The organism is Janthinobacterium sp. OK676 (assembly GCF_900103595.1).
Classification (GTDB): Bacteria; Pseudomonadota; Gammaproteobacteria; order Burkholderiales; family Burkholderiaceae_D; genus Janthinobacterium.
The window spans coordinates 145,463-161,436 of the sequence record NZ_FNHA01000007.1; the positions used below are offsets into that span (position 1 = coordinate 145,463).

Sequence of the window (15,974 nt, forward strand, 5' to 3'; positions counted from 1 at the left end):
ATGGGCGGATGGCCAGTGTCGCCCAATTGCGCCGCCTTGTGGCGGTTTGCCGAGCCTATTTGCTGAAGGTCGCATGAAGCTGGTGTGCTTCATGGGCAGCCTTGCCGGCTTGCCGCACCCGCGCGCCGCGCTTGCGCAGCCAGATGACCAGTCCCGTCGCGCTCAGCATCGCCACCACCAGGCCCATGGCGGAAATCAGGATGCGACCGGGCAGGCCGAGGATGCGGCCGGAATGCAGCGGGAATTGCGCCTGCAGGAAGATATCGCCCGCGCTGCCCGTGCCGGGCACCACGCCGCCAGCCGGCTTGCCGTCGCGGCCATCGAAGTAGAGCCACGCGTTGCCCAGGCCCCCGTCGCCATGGTCATTGTCCGCCTCGAAGAAACCCACGCCATACAGGCCGTAGCTCGACGAGTAAAACACGCCGCCGGCCGGCAGCGCCCAGCCGCGCCTTGCCGCTTCCGTCCTGGCCAGCGCCACCGCCTGTTCGCGCGTCAGCAACGGTTCGATGGGGTGGTCGGGCGGCGGCGGCGAGCGGCTGTCGAAGGCGTTCGGGCTGAGGGTGGACAACTTCGCCACGAGGGGACGCATCACCTGGGTTTGCAGATTCATCGACACGGAGGTGACGGCCAGCACCAGCAGCAACAGCCAGACCCACACGCCGCCCGAGCGGTGCAGGTCGAAGTTCAGCTTGTGGCCGCCTTCGCGCCAGCGGAAGGCCAGCGATTTGCGCCAGCTGCGCCAGTTCGGGAACGACAGGTACAGCGCGATGCCGCAATCGAACAGCCACACGATGCCGACGATCCCCATGAACCAGACGCCCAGTTCGATGCCCCAGCCATCGGGGATGTGCATGGTGTAATGCAGCTTGTACAGGAAGGGCAGCAGGTTTTCGCGCGTCAGCGAGACGACGCCCCACTGGCGCGTGCCCTGGATGGCGCCCGTGGCGGGATCGACGGCCACCTGGTTGAAGCCCGTTTCAAACGGCTTGCCGGTGGCCGGGTCCAGCCGGCCTTCCACCGAGATCAGCGCCGCGTGCCCGGGTTCGAGCGCCGTGAGCGTGTAGTTGACGCGCAGGCGCGGGTCCTGCTCCTCGAGCTGGCGCGCCAGTTCCAGGCCCGATCGTGCAGGCCCCGCATCGGCGCCGCTGGCGGCGTGGAACAGCTGCGGATTGAGCCAGGCATCGAGTTCGTGATCCCACGAGATGACGGCGCCCGTCAGGCCGGAGACGAACAGGAAGAGGGCTACCGCCAGGCCGAACCAGCGGTGCAGGACGACCATCGAAGGACGCAGTCGCATGGCGGCTCCCTAGTATTTCCAGCTCAGGGTGGCGCTGCCATTGCGGCCGGCGGCGTACAGCGACTGGGTCCAGTACAAGCTGGTCAGGTGCTTCTTGTCCGTCACATTGTTCAGGTTCAGCGCCAGGCTGACGTTGCGGCTGATGGCGTAGCTGGCCATCAGGCCCAGCTGCGCATACGCGCCCTGGCGCAGGGTGGTCGTGTCGTCGATCCGGTTGTAGATGGCGTCCTGCCAGTTCAGGCTGGCGCCCACTTTCAGCGCAGGCATGGCCGGCACATGGTAGGTGGTGGCCAGGTGGAATTGCTTGCGCGGGATGAAGGTGCGCGCATCCTTGCCGTCGTTGCCCTTGATGCGCAGCTGCGCATAGCCGGCGTTCGCCTGCCAGCCCTTCGCCAGCTCGCCCGATGCATCGAGCTCGAAGCCCTGCGATTCCGAATCGACGCCCTTGTAGAAGGTCTTGAGGTCGGGCGTGGTGCCGGCCGCTTCCGCCACGTTCTTCTGGCGCGTCTTGAACAGCGCGCCAGACAGGTTCAGGCGGCCGTCGAACCACTCGCTTTTCAGGCCCGCTTCCAGGCTCTTGCCGGTGGCCGCCGACAGGGTCTGGCCCGTGCCGTCGATGCTGCTTTGCGGGTTGAAAATCTCCGTGTAGCTGCCGTAGGCCGACACATGGCGGCCGATGTCGTACACCAGGCCGACATACGGCGTGGTGTCGCTTTGCGACTTGGCCTGGCTGACGCCATACGCGCTGCCCGTGCTGTCGGCCTTGACGGTGTTCACGCCCGCCAGCAGCTTGGCGTTGTCGGCCAGGTTGAAGCGGGCGGCCAGGTAGGCGTTCTTGCGTTCATCCTTGTAGGCGCTGCCGTCGGTCGAGGCATCAAAGGCCGGTTCGGGGTAGGAACCGTCGAACGCCGTGCCATCGGGCAGGGCCGTGCCGATGCCGCGGCCATAGCGGGACACGTCGTCGAGCGTGGATTTCGACCACGCCAGTCCCATGCTGAGGTCATGCCGGCGCCCGGCGAGCATGAATTTTCCCGTGGCGGCGACATCGAGCAGGCGCTGCTTGTTGGTCGAGCCATAGCGCGACGGATAGCTGAACAGGCCGTCGCCCGTGGCCTTGTCCGGCGTGCCGTAGACGTAGAACAGCTTCGAGTCGGAGGTGGAGCGGTTGTAGGTGGCGGTGGCGCTCACGCGCCAGTCGGCATTGAACTGGTGCGCCAGTTCGGCGAAGGTGCTGTTGTTGAGGATGCTCCAGCGCGACCAGTCGGCCGAGGTCGAGGTGGAAATCGGGTAGTTGGTCGGCGTGCCGTCCGTGTAGGCGATGGGCAGGGCGCCCCACATGCCGCCCTTGGCCAGGTTGTTCTGGTAGCTGTGGCCCACGCTCAGGCTGGTGTCCGGCGTCAGCTTTGCCTCGACGATGGCGTAGGCGACATCCTTGCGCGGCGCGTAGCGGTCTAGGTGGGAGTCGCCTTCTTCATGCGCGACGACGAAGCGCGCGGCCACCTTGCCATCGGCGCTGAGCGGCGTGGAGACGTCCGCATCGAGGCGGCGCGTGTTCCAGGAACCGAGGGTGACGCCGGCGGAAGCGGCCAGGCCGGCGCCAGGGCGCTTGCGCACGAAGTTGACGGTGGCCGATGGATTGCCGGTGGAGGAAATCAGGCCGTTCGCGCCGCGCACGATGTCGACGCGTTCGAACAGCGCCGTATCGAGGTCGCCCATCACGTTGCCGAAGACGAAAGGAAGGCCCACGCCGTCGAACTGGAAATTGGTGACGTCGTAGCCGCGCGCCGTGTAATAGGTGCGGTCCGTTTCCACCGCCTCCACCGTCACGCCCGTGGTTTGCGCCAGCACCTTGCTGGCGTTATCGAGCTTGAAATCATCCATCTGCGCGCGCGTGACAACAGAGACGGCTTGCGGCGTATCGCGCAGCGACAGGTCGAACTTGCTGGCCGAGGCGCTCTTGCGCGTCGTGTACGCGATGGCGTCGCTGCTGCCCGTAACCGTAATGGTTTGCATCACCGGCACGTCGGCGGCAGCGCCATCGGCCGCAGCGCCATCGGCGGCATGCGCCATGCCGGCGCCCAGCGCCAGCGAAATAGCCAGGGCCAGCGGGTGCAGCGACAGCGTGGGGCGGGAAGATGAATGGGGGCGACCTGGCATGAAACGGCTCCTGGAAATTTGAATGAGAATGAGAATAATTCGCAATTCTATTTGAGCGATGGCCAGAATGGCAAATACTTTGTGACTGGAAAGCGCCGTTTTTCCTGTCTTTACATGGATTTACGTGGATGCCGGCGGAGGGCGGGCGATGCTTTTCAGTTGTGTTGTCCCGCAATGCAAAAAAGACAGCCGAAGCTGTCTTTTCTGGAAATGCGATCGATTACTTGGCTGGCGTTGCTGGAACCGCTTCTGCCGCTTTGGCCGCATCCGCTTTCACTTTGGCCTTGGTCGCCTTGTGATGGGCTTTTGCCTTGCTGGCTTTGGCGTCGGCCTTGGCGCTGGCCACGTCGGCTTTCGCGTCGGCGGCGACGACCGCTTCTTTCGCATCGGCTTTCACGACAGCCTTGGTTTCCTTGGCTTCAGCCTTGGCCACGGCTTTCGTGTGGGCCGCTTCCGCCTTGGCGGGAACCGATGCTGCCGGAGCGGCAGGGGTTTGGGCGAAGGCAGCGGTAGCGAACAGGCCGGCGATAAGGGTGGCGATAACTTTTTTCATTGTATTTTCCTGGCGAGTGACAAGCGATTGTGTGAGGGATTACTTGGCTGCTGCTGGCGCTGCTTCAGCGGTGGCCGAAGCCAGTTTTGCATCAGCCTTGGCTTTCGTGTGCTTGGCTTTGTGGTGTGCCTTGGCTTTGGTGGCCGTTGCTTCCGTTTTGGCGCTGGCCACTTCCGTTTTCGCGGCGACGACGGCTTGCGCTTCCTTGGCGTCAGCCTTGACGACTGCCTTGGTGTGGGCCGCTTCCACTTTCGCCGGTACCGAAGCTGCCGGAGCGGCTGCAGGTGCTGCCGGGGTTTGGGCGAAGGCTGCAGTTGCGAACAGGCCGGCGATCAGGGTAACAATTGCTTTTTTCATGGTGCAGTCCTCAGTGGTGGTTTGTCTGGTATGTCTGTTGGTGCCGGGATGATTCCCGTGTCACTGAGCAGAAAACGCGGCCCGGAAGCTTGCGGTTGACCTTGTTTACACTTTCTTACAATCGACTGATTTAAGCGACGTTAATTGAAGAAGGCGGCGCGAAAATGCAAAAAGACAGCCGAAGCTGTCTTTTTGCGTGGCGCATGAAACGCGCGGAGCGAATTATTTGGCTGCTGCCGCGGTCGCTTCAGTTTTGGCTTCGTCAGCCTTGGCCTTGGCTTTTTTCGCTTTGTGATGGGCTTTTGCCTTGGTGACTTTGGCGTCGGCCTTGGCGCTGGCTACGTCGGCTTTCGCATCGGCGACGACGGCCGCTTCCTTGGCATCGGCTTTGACAACAGCCTTGGTTTCCTTGGCTTCCGCTTTTGCCACTTCCTTGGTGTGCTTGGCTTCGGCCTTGGCAGGCGCGGCTGGCGTTTGAGCAAAGGCTGCGGTAGCGAACAAGCCGGCGATCAGAGTAGCGATTACTTTTTTCATGGTGCAGTTCCTCGAGAAGTGGGGTTGTAGTTCAGGAGATCAATCCCCTGTCACTGAGCCAAAAACGCGCCGTACGGCAATACCGTTGACACGTTTTTTGCGAATTACAAACACTTACATTTGCCGGGGCAGGCGCTCTGTTAGCTGGCGTACCGCGCCACGGTCCGCTGCGGCCTAGACTCGAAGTCATCCATATTGCCTGGGTTCACCATGAAAGCCGACCTGAAAACCTACCGGTCCAAACGCAATTTCGCCGTTACGCCCGAGCCTGCGGGTGGCGACGAGGACGCGAACGATGCGCTCACCTTCGTCATCCAGAAGCACTGGGCCAGCCGTTTGCACTATGACTTCCGGCTGGAACTGGACGGCACGATGAAAAGCTGGGCCGTGCCGAAAGGGCCCAGCTACGATCCGCGCGACAAGCGCATGGCCGTGCAGGTGGAAGACCATCCCATTGCGTATGCCAGTTTTGAAGGCACGATCCCCGAAAAACAGTATGGCGCGGGCAAGGTCATCATCTGGGACAAGGGGACGTGGCAGCCGCAGCCCGCCACGCCCGATGCGCGCAAGGCGCTGGCGGCCGGCGAGCTGAAATTCACGCTGCATGGCCACAAGATGCATGGCAAGTGGGTGCTGGTGCGCATGAAAGGCCGGGCAGACAAACGCAGCGAAAAGCAGCCGGCCTGGCTGCTGATCAAGGAAAAAGACGAGTATGCGCGGCCGGCAGCGGAATTTTCTGTGGTCGACGAGTTCCCCGACAGCGTCAGGAGCAAGGCCTTGCCCAAGCGCAAGAAGAGGACGGACGGCTCCGCAGCGCCGGCCGCCGAGTTGCCCGCTACCCTGTCGCCGCAGCTGGCCACCCTCGTCGATGCGCCGCCGCCGGACGCGCAAGACTGGATTTTCGAGGTGAAATTCGACGGCTACCGCATCCTCGCCCGTTGCGATGGCGAACATGTCGCCCTGATGACGCGCAATGGCAACGACTGGACGGCGAAATTGCCGAAGCTGCGGCAAGCGCTGGAAAAGCTGGGCTTGCCGCCGGGCTGGTACGACGGTGAAATCGTCGTCAACGACGCCAGCGGCCACCCGGATTTCGGCGCCTTGCAGCGCGCGTTCGACGCGCAAACAAGCAGCGAGATCGCGTATTACCTGTTCGACGTGCCGTACTTCGATGGCCATGATCTGCGCGGCCAACCCGTCGAGGCGCGCAGGGCGCTGCTGCAAGAGCTGCTGCAGAGCTTTCCCGCGTCGCCCCTGGTGCGCTTCAGCGACGCGCTCGATGCCGCGCCGCAGCAGCTGCTGGCCCACGCCTGCCGCCTGGGGCTGGAAGGGGTGATCGGCAAGCGGCGCGGTTCACCCTACGTCACGCGGCGTTCGGGCGACTGGATCAAGCTCAAGTGCGGGCTGCGCCAGGAATTCGTCATCGGCGGCTATACGGCGCCGCAGGGCGCGCGCGAGGGCATCGGTTCGCTCTTGCTGGGCGTGCACGATGCCCAGGGCAAGCTGCGCTATACGGGCAATGTGGGCAGCGGCTTCGATGACGCCAGCCTGCGCGACTTGCGGCGCCGGCTCGACGCACTGCTTGCCGATACGAGTCCGTTCGCGGGCAAGGCGGGCGGCGTGCGCAGGCCCATCTGGGTCCAGCCGCAGCTGGTGGCCGAAGTGAGTTTTGCGCAATGGACCAGCGGCGGCGCCGTGCGCCACGCCGTGTTTCACGGCTTGCGCGAAGATAAAAAGCCGGCCGCCATCGTGCGCGAGCGGGCGCGGCGCATCGAGAAGGAGAAGAGGATGGAGAGCAAACCCATGCCGGACAGCGTCTTGCCGGCCAGTTTCAAGGTCAGCCATGCTGATCGCGTGATCGACAAGGACAGTGGCGCCAGGAAGATCGACCTGGTCTGTTATTACGCGCTGGTGGGCAAGCTGATGCTCGCGCACCTGCGCGGACGGCCCGTGTCGCTCGTACGCGCCCCCGCCGGCGTCGGTGGCGAGCTGTTTTTCCAAAAACATGCCGATACGTCGACCATGCCCGGTGTCAAACAGCTCGATGCACGGCTGGACCCGGAACATCCCCCCATGCTGGAAGTGGCCAGCTTGCAGGGCTTGTTGTCGGCGGCGCAGTGGAACGTGGTGGAATTTCACACGCAAAACGCGCTGGCCAGCGCCTACGACACGCCGAACCGCCTGGTGTTCGACCTGGACCCGGGCAAGGGCGTGGCTTGGCCCGCCATCCGCGAAGCGGCCGTGCTGCTGCGCGCCTTCCTGACGGAGCTGGGTTTGCCCGCCTGGCTGAAAACGAGCGGCGGCAAGGGCTTGCACGTGGTCGTGCCGATCCGTCCGAAACATGACTGGGACACGGTAAAGGCGTTTTCGCAAGCCATCGTGGCCCACATGGCGCAGCACATCCCGGCGCGTTTTGTCGTCAAGAGCGGTCCGGCCAACCGCGTCGGCAAGATTTTCATCGATTATTTGCGCAACGGCCGGGGCGCCACCACCGTGTGCGCATGGTCGGCCCGCACGCGTTCCGGGCTGGGCATTTCCGTGCCGCTGGCCTGGGAGGAACTCGACGAGTTGACGGCGGGCGACCAGTGGAACGTGGCCAATGTGCACGACCGGCTCGACGTGGGCAATACGCCGTGGGACGGCTATGCGCGCAGCGCGAAAGGCCTCGACTCTGCGATGAAAAAGCTGGGCTTTACTCCTCCGGCCTGAGCGGCAGGGTGGCGCGCGCCAGCTGCAGGGCTTCCTCGATGGCGGCGTTGAGCTGGGGAATCTCGACGGGCTTGGTCAGGTAGCGGAAAAAGCCGGCGGCCAGGCCATGCCGGATATCGCCCTTCATGGCGTTGGCCGTCAGGGCGATGACGGGGATGTGCGCCGTGCGCGTATCGTTGCGCAGGATGCGCTGCGCCTGGTTGCCATTCATGCCGGGGAGGTTGATATCCATCAGGATGACATCGGGATGACGTGCCAGCGCCAGCGCGATGCCCTGGCGCGCGTCGGTGGCCGAGATCATGCGCAGGTGGGGCAGGAAGCTGACGATGTCTTCCACCAGGCGCAGGCTGGCCGGATTGTCTTCCACGTACAGCAGCAGTGCCTGGCCGGTGTCGTTGTCCACGTCGCCGGCGGGCTCGGGCAGGTATTCCGTTTCCGGTAGCCGGCTGGCGGGCGGCGCGGCCGTGGTGCCCAGTTCGATCCAGAACACGCTGCCCACGCCCAGACAGCTGTGCACGCCCATGCAGCCGCCCATCAGTTCGACCAGGCGCTTGGTGACGACCAGGCCGATGCCCGTGCCTTCCTCGCTGCCCGCCTCCTGTCCCAGGCGGTTAAACGGCTGGAACAGTTCGGCCATCTGCGCCTCGTCCAGTCCCTTGCCCGTATCGCGGATGGCGATGCGTACGCGTTGCGCATCGGGCTGCGAGATTTCCAGCTCCACCTTGCCGGCCGGGCGGTTGTACTTGATGGCGTTAGACAGCAGGTTCAGCAGCACTTGCTTGAGGCGCGTATGGTCGGCCCTGATGGTCAGCGGCTCGCAGGCGGGAAAGACCAGGTGGATCTGGCGCTGCTGCGCCTGCTCTTCCACCATCACGCGCACTTCCTCGATCAGTGCGGGCAGCGTCACCGCTTCCATCGACAGGCTCAGGCTGCCTGATTCGATCTTCGCCAGGTCGAGGATTTCATTGATCAGGGTGAGCAGGTGGCGCCCCGAGGTGACGATGTTTTGCACGAAGGCGCGCTTTTGCGGCACGGTGGCGGGCAAGGATTCGTTGGCCAGCAGCTGGGCAAAGCCGAGGATGGCGTTCAGCGGCGTGCGCAGCTCGTGCGACATGCTGGTGAGAAAGCGGTCCTTCGCCTGGCTGGCCCGCTCGAGTTCGATCTTCTGTTCGTTGAGCGTGCGTTCGATGCGCTTGCGCTCCGTGATGTCGCGGATGGCCGACGAGACCAGCACGCCTTCGTCCGTTTCCAGCGGCGACAGGCTGATTTCGACGGGAAACTCGGTGCCGTCGCGGCGCAAGCCGTACAGTTCCAGCCCGGCGCCCATGGAGCGGGCGCGCGGCGCCGTGGAAAAGGACTGGCGGTGGCGCGGGTGATCATGTGCATAGCGGGCCGGGATCAGCACTTCCACGTTGCGCCCGAGCAGTTCCGCGCGCGAGTAGCCGAACAGGCGTTCCGTTTGCGAGTTCACGAGCACGATCTCGCCATCGCCGTTGACGATGACGATGGCGTCCGGCGCCGATTCGAGCAGGCCGCGGAACTTCTGCTCGGCACGGCGGCGGTCGCTGACGTCGCGGATGGCGCTGATGACGAAGGTGCCGATCTCCGTCTGGATCGGCGACAGGCTGATTTCCACAGGGAACTCGATGTTGTCCTTGCGCAAGCCCAGCAATTCCAGGTCGGCGCCCATGGTGCGCGTGCGCGGCTGGTCGAAATAGCGCGAACGGTGCGCCACGTGCGAATGGCGCAGCCGTTGCGGCAGCAGGCTATCGATTTGCCTGCCATTCAATTCGCCTTCCGCGTAGCCGAACAGGCGCTGCGCCTGCTGGTTGGCCAGCACGATGGCGCCCGTGGCATTGACCATGATGACACTGTCCGGCGTCGACTCGAACAGCATGCGGTAGCGCACGTCGACGAACTGGGCGTCGCGCGCCGCCTTCAGCAAGGTCGTGTCCTTCATGGTGGAAATCAGGTAGCGAGGAGCGTCCGCCCCGGCCTGTGCCGTCTGGCAGGCCACGTCGACGTAGATGAGTTCGCCATCCTTGCGCCGCCGCAGCGATTCGCGGTCGTAGCTGCCGTGCAAGGTCAGCTGTTCCTCGATCAGCGGCGCCGCTTCGGCCTGTCCCGGCAGAGAAATCAGTTCCCACAATGTGTGCCCCAGCGCTTCGTCGCTGGCATAGCCGAAAATGCGCTGCGCCCCGACCGTCCAGCGCACGACGACATGGTCTTCGTTCGTGATGACAACGCCGCCCGGGGCGCCGCTGAGGATAAGCTGATCTAACTCGGCATCCATTTTTTCCGCACGCATGACAGGGCTTGCCGGCTGGCAGGCCTGTGCATAACGTAGCGAGAAGCTTGATCAAAGTCAATGCATTTATATCATTGAAGACTCTCCCGCACCGCGTCGGTGGTTCAGGCCGCCTTGCGCCTGGCGGGCGCCGATTTGCGCGTGCTGGATGAGGCCGCGCGCTTGCGGGCCGGCGCGGCGGGCGCTTTCTTGCCCAGGCTTTGCTGCAGCAGGGCGACCAGGTCGATGACGTTGCTGTCTTGCTCTTCTTCGGGCGCGGGCGCGGGCGGCGTGATGGTCTTGGTCTGCCTGGCCTTGATTTTCTTCTTGACCAGCGCCAGCACGTCTTCGCGGTAGCTGTCGTGGTATTGCGCGGGTTCCCACGGCTCGCTCATGCCTTCGACCAGCGACAGGGCCATTTTGAGTTCCTTGTCGGAAATACCTGCCGCCCTCATGGTGTTGGGCGGCAAGTCCAAATCATCCGTGGGGCGGATTTCATCGGCATAGCGCAGGGTGTTGAGGACGATGGCGTTGCCCACGCATACGAGCGCGCACAAATGCTGCTTGGTGCGCATGACCACGCTGGCGATGGCCACCTTGTTGGCCTTGCGCAAGGTTTCGCGCAGCAGGGCATAGACTTTCTCGCCGCCCTTGGCGGGCAGCAGATAGTACGGGTGCTCGTAAAAGGTCAGCGGTACTTCGGCTGCGTCGACAAAGGTGTCTATGTCGATGGTTTGTGTGGCTTTCACATTGGCTTGCCGTAAATCCTCATCGGACAGCACCACGTACTCGTCCGTCTTGTATTCATAGCCCTTGATGATGTCGTCCCACTCGACTTCCTTGCCCGTCTGCTTGTTGTAGCGCTTGTAGCCGATGGGGGCGAAGTCGCGCCGGTCCAGCATGGACAAGTCCAGTTCATGGTCGAGGCTGGCCGAAACCAGCTCGACGGGGATGTGCACGAGGGCGAAGCTGATGGCGCCTTTCCACAGCGCGCGCGCCATCGTCTATTCCCCCACGCTGCCGGTGACGGGCAGGACGATCCCGCTGATGTAGCTGGAACAGGCGGGCGAGGCCAGGAAGACGTAGGCGGGCGACAGCTCTTCCGGCTGGGCCGGGCGGCGCATGTCCGTGTCCTGACCGAATGTCTCGATCTCTTCCGGCGACTTGTCGGCCGGATTGAGCGGCGTCCAGACGGGCCCGGGCGCGATGGCGTTGACGCGGATGCCCTTGTCGAGCAAGTTGCCGGCCAGCGCCATGGTAAATGCATGGATGGCGCCCTTGGTGGTGGAATAGTCGAGCAGATGCTTCGAGCCTTGCAAGCCCGTCACGGAACCGGTGTTGATGATGGACGCACCGCGCTGCAAATGAGGCAGCACGGCCTTGGCCATGTGAAAGTAACCGTAGACATTGGTTTTCATGGTGAGGTCGAAGCGTTCCTCGCTCAGGTCAAGCAAGGACTCCGCGTGTTCCTGGAAGGCGGCATTGTTCACCAGCACGTCGATATGGTTGAACTTGGCCATCACCTGGCTGACGGCTTGCTGGCAAAAGCCCTGGTCGCGCACGTCGCCGGGAATCAGCAGGCAGCTCTGGCCTTCCGCTTCCACGTAGCGGCGGGTTTCGTGGGCGTCTTCATGCTCGTTCAGGTAAATGATGGCGACATCGGCCCCTTCGCGCGCGTACAGCACGGCCACGGCGCGGCCGATGCCCGAATCGCCGCCCGTGATGACGGCCACCATGCCGGCCAGCTTGCCGCTGCCGCAGTAGTCGGGCGCCAGGAAGCGGGGTCTGAGCTGCATCTGTCCTTCGATGCCCGGCTTGTCCAGATGCTGGGCGGGCAGGGGCGGGACAGGCTGGCTGTCGCGGCCCGTCTGCACGGGCTGCTTGCTTTCCTTGCCTGGCTTGGCGGCGTCGCGCTGCCTGTCGTGCTGATCCTGCTCATGTTGGATGGTGCGCTGCAAATTACCGGCGGACTGGTCCTTGTTCTCGTTCATGCTGGCCTCCTTGTAAACGAAGGTCCAGTATCGGCGCGGCATGCGCATCAAACGGTGCGCTTGCTAACAGAGTGGCGCAAACGGGCGCAAAGTTATATGATGGTTGACATAAATGTAGGAGGGCAGCATGAAAGTAAGCAGGGAGCAGGCGGCGCTGAACCGCGAGCGCATCGTGGAGGTGGCGGCCAAATTGTTCCGCGAAAAGGGTTACGACGGTATCGGCGTGGCCGACCTGATGAAAAACGCGGGCCTCACGCATGGCGGCTTCTATGGCCATTTCGCGTCCAAGGAAGACTTGATGATCGAGGCGTGCCAGCATGCCCTGGAGAAATCCCTGGATGGCTGGCGGGCAAAAGTCGCCAGCGACCCGCAGCGGGCGCTGCCGGCGATTATCGACAACTACCTGACCACCCGGCACCGCGACCACCCCGGCGGCGGCTGCCCGGCGGCTGCCATGGGCGTCGATGCGGCGCGCATGTCGCCCGGCGCGCGTCCCGTGTTTACGAAGGCGACGCAACAGCAGTTCGCCTTGCTGCAAGGTTTGATGCCCGAAGGCGCACCGGAAGCGCGACGTCAGCAGGCCATTTCGACGTTTGCCGCCATGGTGGGCGCCATGGTGCTGGCGCGCTGCGTCGATGACGAGGTGTTATCGGCGGAAATCCTCGACGCCGTGAAGGCGCAATTGCTGCAAGAGTAAGCACGTCCCCCTGTCAGCCGGCCTCGTCGCATGATAGGCTTCGGTTTTCAGATTTTGGGATCATCCATGCTGCTCTGGCTCAGGCAATACCGGCGTCCTCTGTTGGCCGGAGACATCACTGCCGGTATCGTCGTCGCCATGATGATGGTGCCGCAAGGCATGGCCTACGCCCTGGTGGCGGGTTTGCCGCCCGTGGTGGGCATCTACGCCAGCATCCTGCCGCCCGTGCTGTACGCCTTGTTCGGCAGCAGCATGACGCAATCGGTGGGCCCGATGGCCATCGTTTCGCTGATGACGGCCGCCGCCCTGGCGCCGCTGGCCGACCCCGGCTCCTCCCTGTACATCGTGCTGGCCGCCCAGCTGGCCTTCATCAGCGGCCTCGTCCTGCTGCTGTGCGGCGTGCTGCGCCTGGGCTTCATGGCCAGTTTTTTATCACGCCCCGTGATCAGCGGTTTCAGCAATGGCGCCGCGATCCTGATCATCTTGGGGCAGATCACGCCGCTCCTGGGCGCCACCTGGCCCCATTGGCATACGCCCAGCCTCGTGCTGGGACTGTCCGGCCTGCTGTTCCTGTGGCTGGCCAAGCGCTATCTGTCGCGCCTGCTGCAACGCTGCGGCCTGGGCAAGGTGGCGGCCGACGTGGGCGCGCGCCTGGCGCCGATGGCGCTGGTGCTGGCCGGCATCGCGCTGGTCGCTTATGGAGGCCTGGAAGCGATGGGCGTGCAGACGACGGGTCACGTGCCCAGCGGCTTGCCCGGCCTGAACCTGGCCACCTCGAGCGCCCACTGGCGCACCTTGCTGTCGCCGGCGCTGCTGATCGCCTTCATCATCTTCTTGATGAGCATGTCCGCCGCCCAGACCCTGGCGCAAAAGCGCGGTGAAAAGCTGCACACGAACCGCGAACTGCTGGGCCTGGGCGCGGCCAACGTGGCCAGTGCGCTGTCGGGCGGCTTCCCCGTCACTGGCTCGATTTCGCGCTCGGCCGTCAATTTCCAGGCGGGCGCCAACACGCCGCTGGCCAGCATCATCACGGCGGGGCTACTGGCGCTGGCGCTGGTGGCGCCCACGGGCTGGCTGGCCCTGTTGCCGCTGCCCGTGCTGGCGGCCACCATCATCTTTGCCGTCAGCAGCCTGCTGGACTGGGACACCTTGAAACTGTCGTGGCGCTACGACCGCAGCGATGCGCTGGCCCTGCTGGCGACGACGGCCGGCGTGCTGGTGCTGGGCGTGGAAGCTGGCGTCGTGATCGGCGTGCTGCTGTCGATGGGCACCCTGATCTGGCGCGCCAGCCGCCCGCACATCGCCGTGCTGGGGCGTATTCCGAACAGCGAGCACTTCCGCAACGTGGAGCGCTATGAAGCGCAAACCTTGCCGGACGTCTTGCTGCTGCGCATCGATGCGGGCCTGTTCTTCGGCAACGTCGAAGCCGTCACGGAGAGGGTGGAGGACGAGCTGCGGGGACACCCGACGGCGCGCCACCTGGTGCTGGTGCTGTCGGCCGTCAACCAGATCGACAGCACGGCCTTGCTGGGCTTGATCGAACTCAACAGCACGCTGGCCAAGCGCGGCATCAGCCTGAACCTGGCCGAAGTAAAGGGTCCCGTGATGGACCGCCTGCGCCAGAGCAGCCTGCTGCACGACCTGAGCGGCAAGCTGTACCTGAGCACGGCGCTGGCCATGGATGACCTGAGCGGAGAAAAAGCATGACGATGGAATTGAATCTGCATGGCGAAGCGCGTGTTGTTGACACCGTCGCTGCGCTGGAACAGGCGTTGCTGGAAGCGCGTGCGCTGGCCCAGTGCGAGCTGTGGCTGACCATGGCCACGGATGCGGAGCAGGGCCCGGCCCTGTGCATGCTGCGCAATGGCGGAAATGCCTGGCTGATGTATCTGTCGGGACAGGACGACCTGAGTTTTCACTCCTTGGGAGACGAAGAGGAAACGGGCGAATGCAGCTACCTGCTGGCCAATGGCCAGGTGGACGTGTATCCGGAAGCGTGGTGCGTGGAGGTGGAACAATGCCAGCGTGCCTTCCTCGCGTTTTTCAGGACAGGCGGCGCGCGGCCGGACGCCATCGCGTGGGAGGCGGATTGATGCTGCAAACCATCATTGCCGACATCGACAGGGATTTGCTGGCCGCGCTGGACGCCAGGGCAGGTTTATTGACGCTGCGCACCATCCTGCTGCGCTACCACGCCAGCGGCGTGACGGCGGCGCAAGTGGCCAGTTTGCTGCAGGAACTGCGTCTCGCCACACAAGAGGGGCCGCTGGAAGACGCGATACTGGACGCCCTCGACATGGTGACGGGCTGGTGCGGGCCGGAGTTACGGGTCTGGGACGGGGTAGGGGGAAACCGTGCATCCTGAAAAAATCAAACAGGTGATGCAGTTGCCGGCGCAGCAGCGCTACGACTATTGCGTGCGCAAGGTCACCGATACACAAGAAGTGTGGGGCTTGTACCATGCTGGCTGGGCTACGGCGCAAGCCCATGGCCACGTCGCCATCCCGTTCTGGCCGGAAGCCGCATACGCGCAAGCGTGCGCCAGCGGCGACTGGGCGGATTTCCAGCCGTGCGCCATCGCGCTCGGCGATTTTTTGCATAAATGGCTGCCTGGCATGATGAGTATTGACCAGCTGGCTTCCGTGTTTCCCGTGCCGCAAGGCAGCGCCAGCATCGCGGTGCCTGCTGATTTACTGAGAGATTTGCAACATGAGTCAGAGCAATATGAATGAGGATAAGGAACGCCTGGACGCCTGGTACGACGGCTCGGCCATCTGCCTGATCGCCGTGGGCGCGCAGGGCGACCCGCTGGACCTGGGCGACGACGAAGTGCGTGCCCTGATCGCGAAGCTGCAGCAATGCTTGGCCGAGTCCGAAGCGGCTGCGGCAGACGATTGACGGCTCAGGCCGCCGCCAGCGCCTTTTCCATCGCCACGCTGGCCAGGCTGATGCCGCTGGGGTGTGCATACGCTTCCTCGCGCAAGGCCGTAAAGCCGGCCGACGCGTAAAACGGCACGGCGTTCAGCGACGCGGACAGGTGCAGGCGAGCAATGCCGCGCCCGCGCGCCAGGTCTTCCAACGCCGCCAGCAGGCGCTTGCCGATGCCGAGTCCCGCGCGCGCGGGATCGACAAAGACAGCGTCTACTTCATGTTTATCTACATCCAGCATGGCGTAGCCGGCAATGGCCTCGTCCTGCATCGCCACAATGCCGCTACCCGCAACCAGCATGGCGGCATATGCGTCCGGCACGGGCGAGGCCGTCCACACAGCAATTTGCTCCGGCGCATAATGCGTCGCGCAACTGCCGCGCACGGCCACCGTGCGCAGGGCCCACAGGGCGTCGATGTCAAGGGGCAGGGCGGGGCGCAGGGTGATGGGCATGGAAGCTTTC

General features: G+C 64.2%; 16 protein-coding genes. 7 read left to right on the forward strand and 9 right to left on the reverse strand.

Translation table 11 applies throughout. The features are described 5' to 3' along the window. Nucleotides 1-55 precede the first annotated feature (55 nt). The 5 genes from BLU39_RS15485 to BLU39_RS15505 all read right to left on the reverse strand — a co-directional run bounded on the left by BLU39_RS15485 (nt 56) and on the right by BLU39_RS15505 (nt 4,898). Nucleotides 56-1,291 (reverse strand): PepSY-associated TM helix domain-containing protein, encoded by a 1,236-nt coding sequence (locus tag BLU39_RS15485; RefSeq protein WP_175539335.1) that lies wholly within the window; start codon nt 1,289-1,291, stop codon nt 56-58. A gap of 15 nt (nt 1,292-1,306) precedes the next feature. Continuing rightward, nucleotides 1,307-3,454 (reverse strand): TonB-dependent siderophore receptor, encoded by a 2,148-nt coding sequence (locus BLU39_RS15490; protein WP_092714454.1) that lies wholly within the window; start codon nt 3,452-3,454, stop codon nt 1,307-1,309. A gap of 220 nt (nt 3,455-3,674) precedes the next feature. Next, nucleotides 3,675-4,007 carry a hypothetical protein gene (locus BLU39_RS15495; RefSeq protein ID WP_092714455.1) on the reverse strand — a complete coding sequence of 111 codons (333 nt, stop codon included), beginning with the start codon at nt 4,005-4,007 and terminating at the stop codon, nt 3,675-3,677. 39 nt (nt 4,008-4,046) lie between these two features. Continuing rightward, nucleotides 4,047-4,364 carry a hypothetical protein gene (locus tag BLU39_RS15500; RefSeq protein ID WP_092714457.1) on the reverse strand — a complete coding sequence of 106 codons (318 nt, stop codon included), beginning with the start codon at nt 4,362-4,364 and terminating at the stop codon, nt 4,047-4,049. A 222-nt stretch (nt 4,365-4,586) separates the two neighbouring features. Then, nucleotides 4,587-4,898, reverse strand: coding sequence for a hypothetical protein (locus BLU39_RS15505; protein ID WP_092714459.1), 312 nt, complete (start codon nt 4,896-4,898; stop codon nt 4,587-4,589). A gap of 210 nt (nt 4,899-5,108) precedes the next feature. Between BLU39_RS15505 and ligD the strand changes: the two genes are divergently transcribed. Next, the gene (ligD, locus tag BLU39_RS15510; protein WP_092714461.1) at nt 5,109-7,607 is read left to right on the forward strand and encodes a DNA ligase D; all 2,499 of its coding nucleotides are present in this window, start codon (nt 5,109-5,111) and stop codon (nt 7,605-7,607) included. Here the strand turns inward: ligD and BLU39_RS15515 are convergent. The 3 genes from BLU39_RS15515 to BLU39_RS15525 form a co-directional block, all read right to left on the reverse strand. Continuing rightward, nucleotides 7,591-9,915: a PAS domain S-box protein gene (locus BLU39_RS15515; protein ID WP_092714464.1), complete on the reverse strand. Its 2,325-nt coding sequence runs from the start codon at nt 9,913-9,915 to the stop codon at nt 7,591-7,593. The genes ligD and BLU39_RS15515 overlap by 17 nt on opposite strands. 104 nt (nt 9,916-10,019) lie before the next feature. Further along, entirely contained in the window at nt 10,020-10,895 is an 876-nt protein-coding gene (locus BLU39_RS15520) for a non-homologous end joining protein Ku (protein ID WP_092714466.1), read from the reverse strand. 3 nt (nt 10,896-10,898) lie between these two features. Further along, nucleotides 10,899-11,885 (reverse strand): SDR family oxidoreductase, encoded by a 987-nt coding sequence (locus tag BLU39_RS15525; RefSeq protein WP_092714730.1) that lies wholly within the window; start codon nt 11,883-11,885, stop codon nt 10,899-10,901. 127 nt (nt 11,886-12,012) lie between these two features. Here BLU39_RS15525 and BLU39_RS15530 point away from each other — a divergent pair, with 127 nt between their 5' ends. The 6 genes from BLU39_RS15530 (at nt 12,013) to BLU39_RS28640 (ending at nt 15,480) form a co-directional block, all read left to right on the forward strand. After that, nucleotides 12,013-12,582: a TetR/AcrR family transcriptional regulator gene (locus tag BLU39_RS15530; RefSeq protein WP_092714468.1), complete on the forward strand. Its 570-nt coding sequence runs from the start codon at nt 12,013-12,015 to the stop codon at nt 12,580-12,582. 66 nt (nt 12,583-12,648) lie between these two features. Continuing rightward, entirely contained in the window at nt 12,649-14,289 is a 1,641-nt protein-coding gene (locus BLU39_RS15535; RefSeq protein ID WP_092714471.1) for a SulP family inorganic anion transporter, read from the forward strand. Then, nucleotides 14,286-14,675: an Imm1 family immunity protein gene (locus BLU39_RS15540; RefSeq protein WP_092714473.1), complete on the forward strand. Its 390-nt coding sequence runs from the start codon at nt 14,286-14,288 to the stop codon at nt 14,673-14,675. Before BLU39_RS15535 ends, BLU39_RS15540 begins: the two co-directional genes overlap by 4 nt. Further along, a complete protein-coding gene (locus tag BLU39_RS15545) occupies nt 14,675-14,947 on the forward strand; it encodes a hypothetical protein (protein ID WP_092714475.1) in 273 nt (90 codons plus the stop codon). Before BLU39_RS15540 ends, BLU39_RS15545 begins: the two co-directional genes overlap by 1 nt. Further along, nucleotides 14,937-15,314, forward strand: coding sequence for a DUF2750 domain-containing protein (locus BLU39_RS15550; RefSeq protein ID WP_100427649.1), 378 nt, complete (start codon nt 14,937-14,939; stop codon nt 15,312-15,314). Before BLU39_RS15545 ends, BLU39_RS15550 begins: the two co-directional genes overlap by 11 nt. After that, nucleotides 15,307-15,480, forward strand: a complete 174-nt coding sequence (locus tag BLU39_RS28640) for a hypothetical protein (RefSeq protein ID WP_157808776.1) — start codon at nt 15,307-15,309, stop codon at nt 15,478-15,480. The genes BLU39_RS15550 and BLU39_RS28640 overlap by 8 nt, the downstream gene beginning before the upstream one ends. 4 nt (nt 15,481-15,484) lie before the next feature. Here BLU39_RS28640 and BLU39_RS15555 read toward each other — a convergent pair whose 3' ends face one another. Next, nucleotides 15,485-15,964 carry a GNAT family N-acetyltransferase gene (locus BLU39_RS15555; RefSeq protein ID WP_092714480.1) on the reverse strand — a complete coding sequence of 160 codons (480 nt, stop codon included), beginning with the start codon at nt 15,962-15,964 and terminating at the stop codon, nt 15,485-15,487. Between the last annotated feature and the right edge of the window lie 10 nt (nt 15,965-15,974).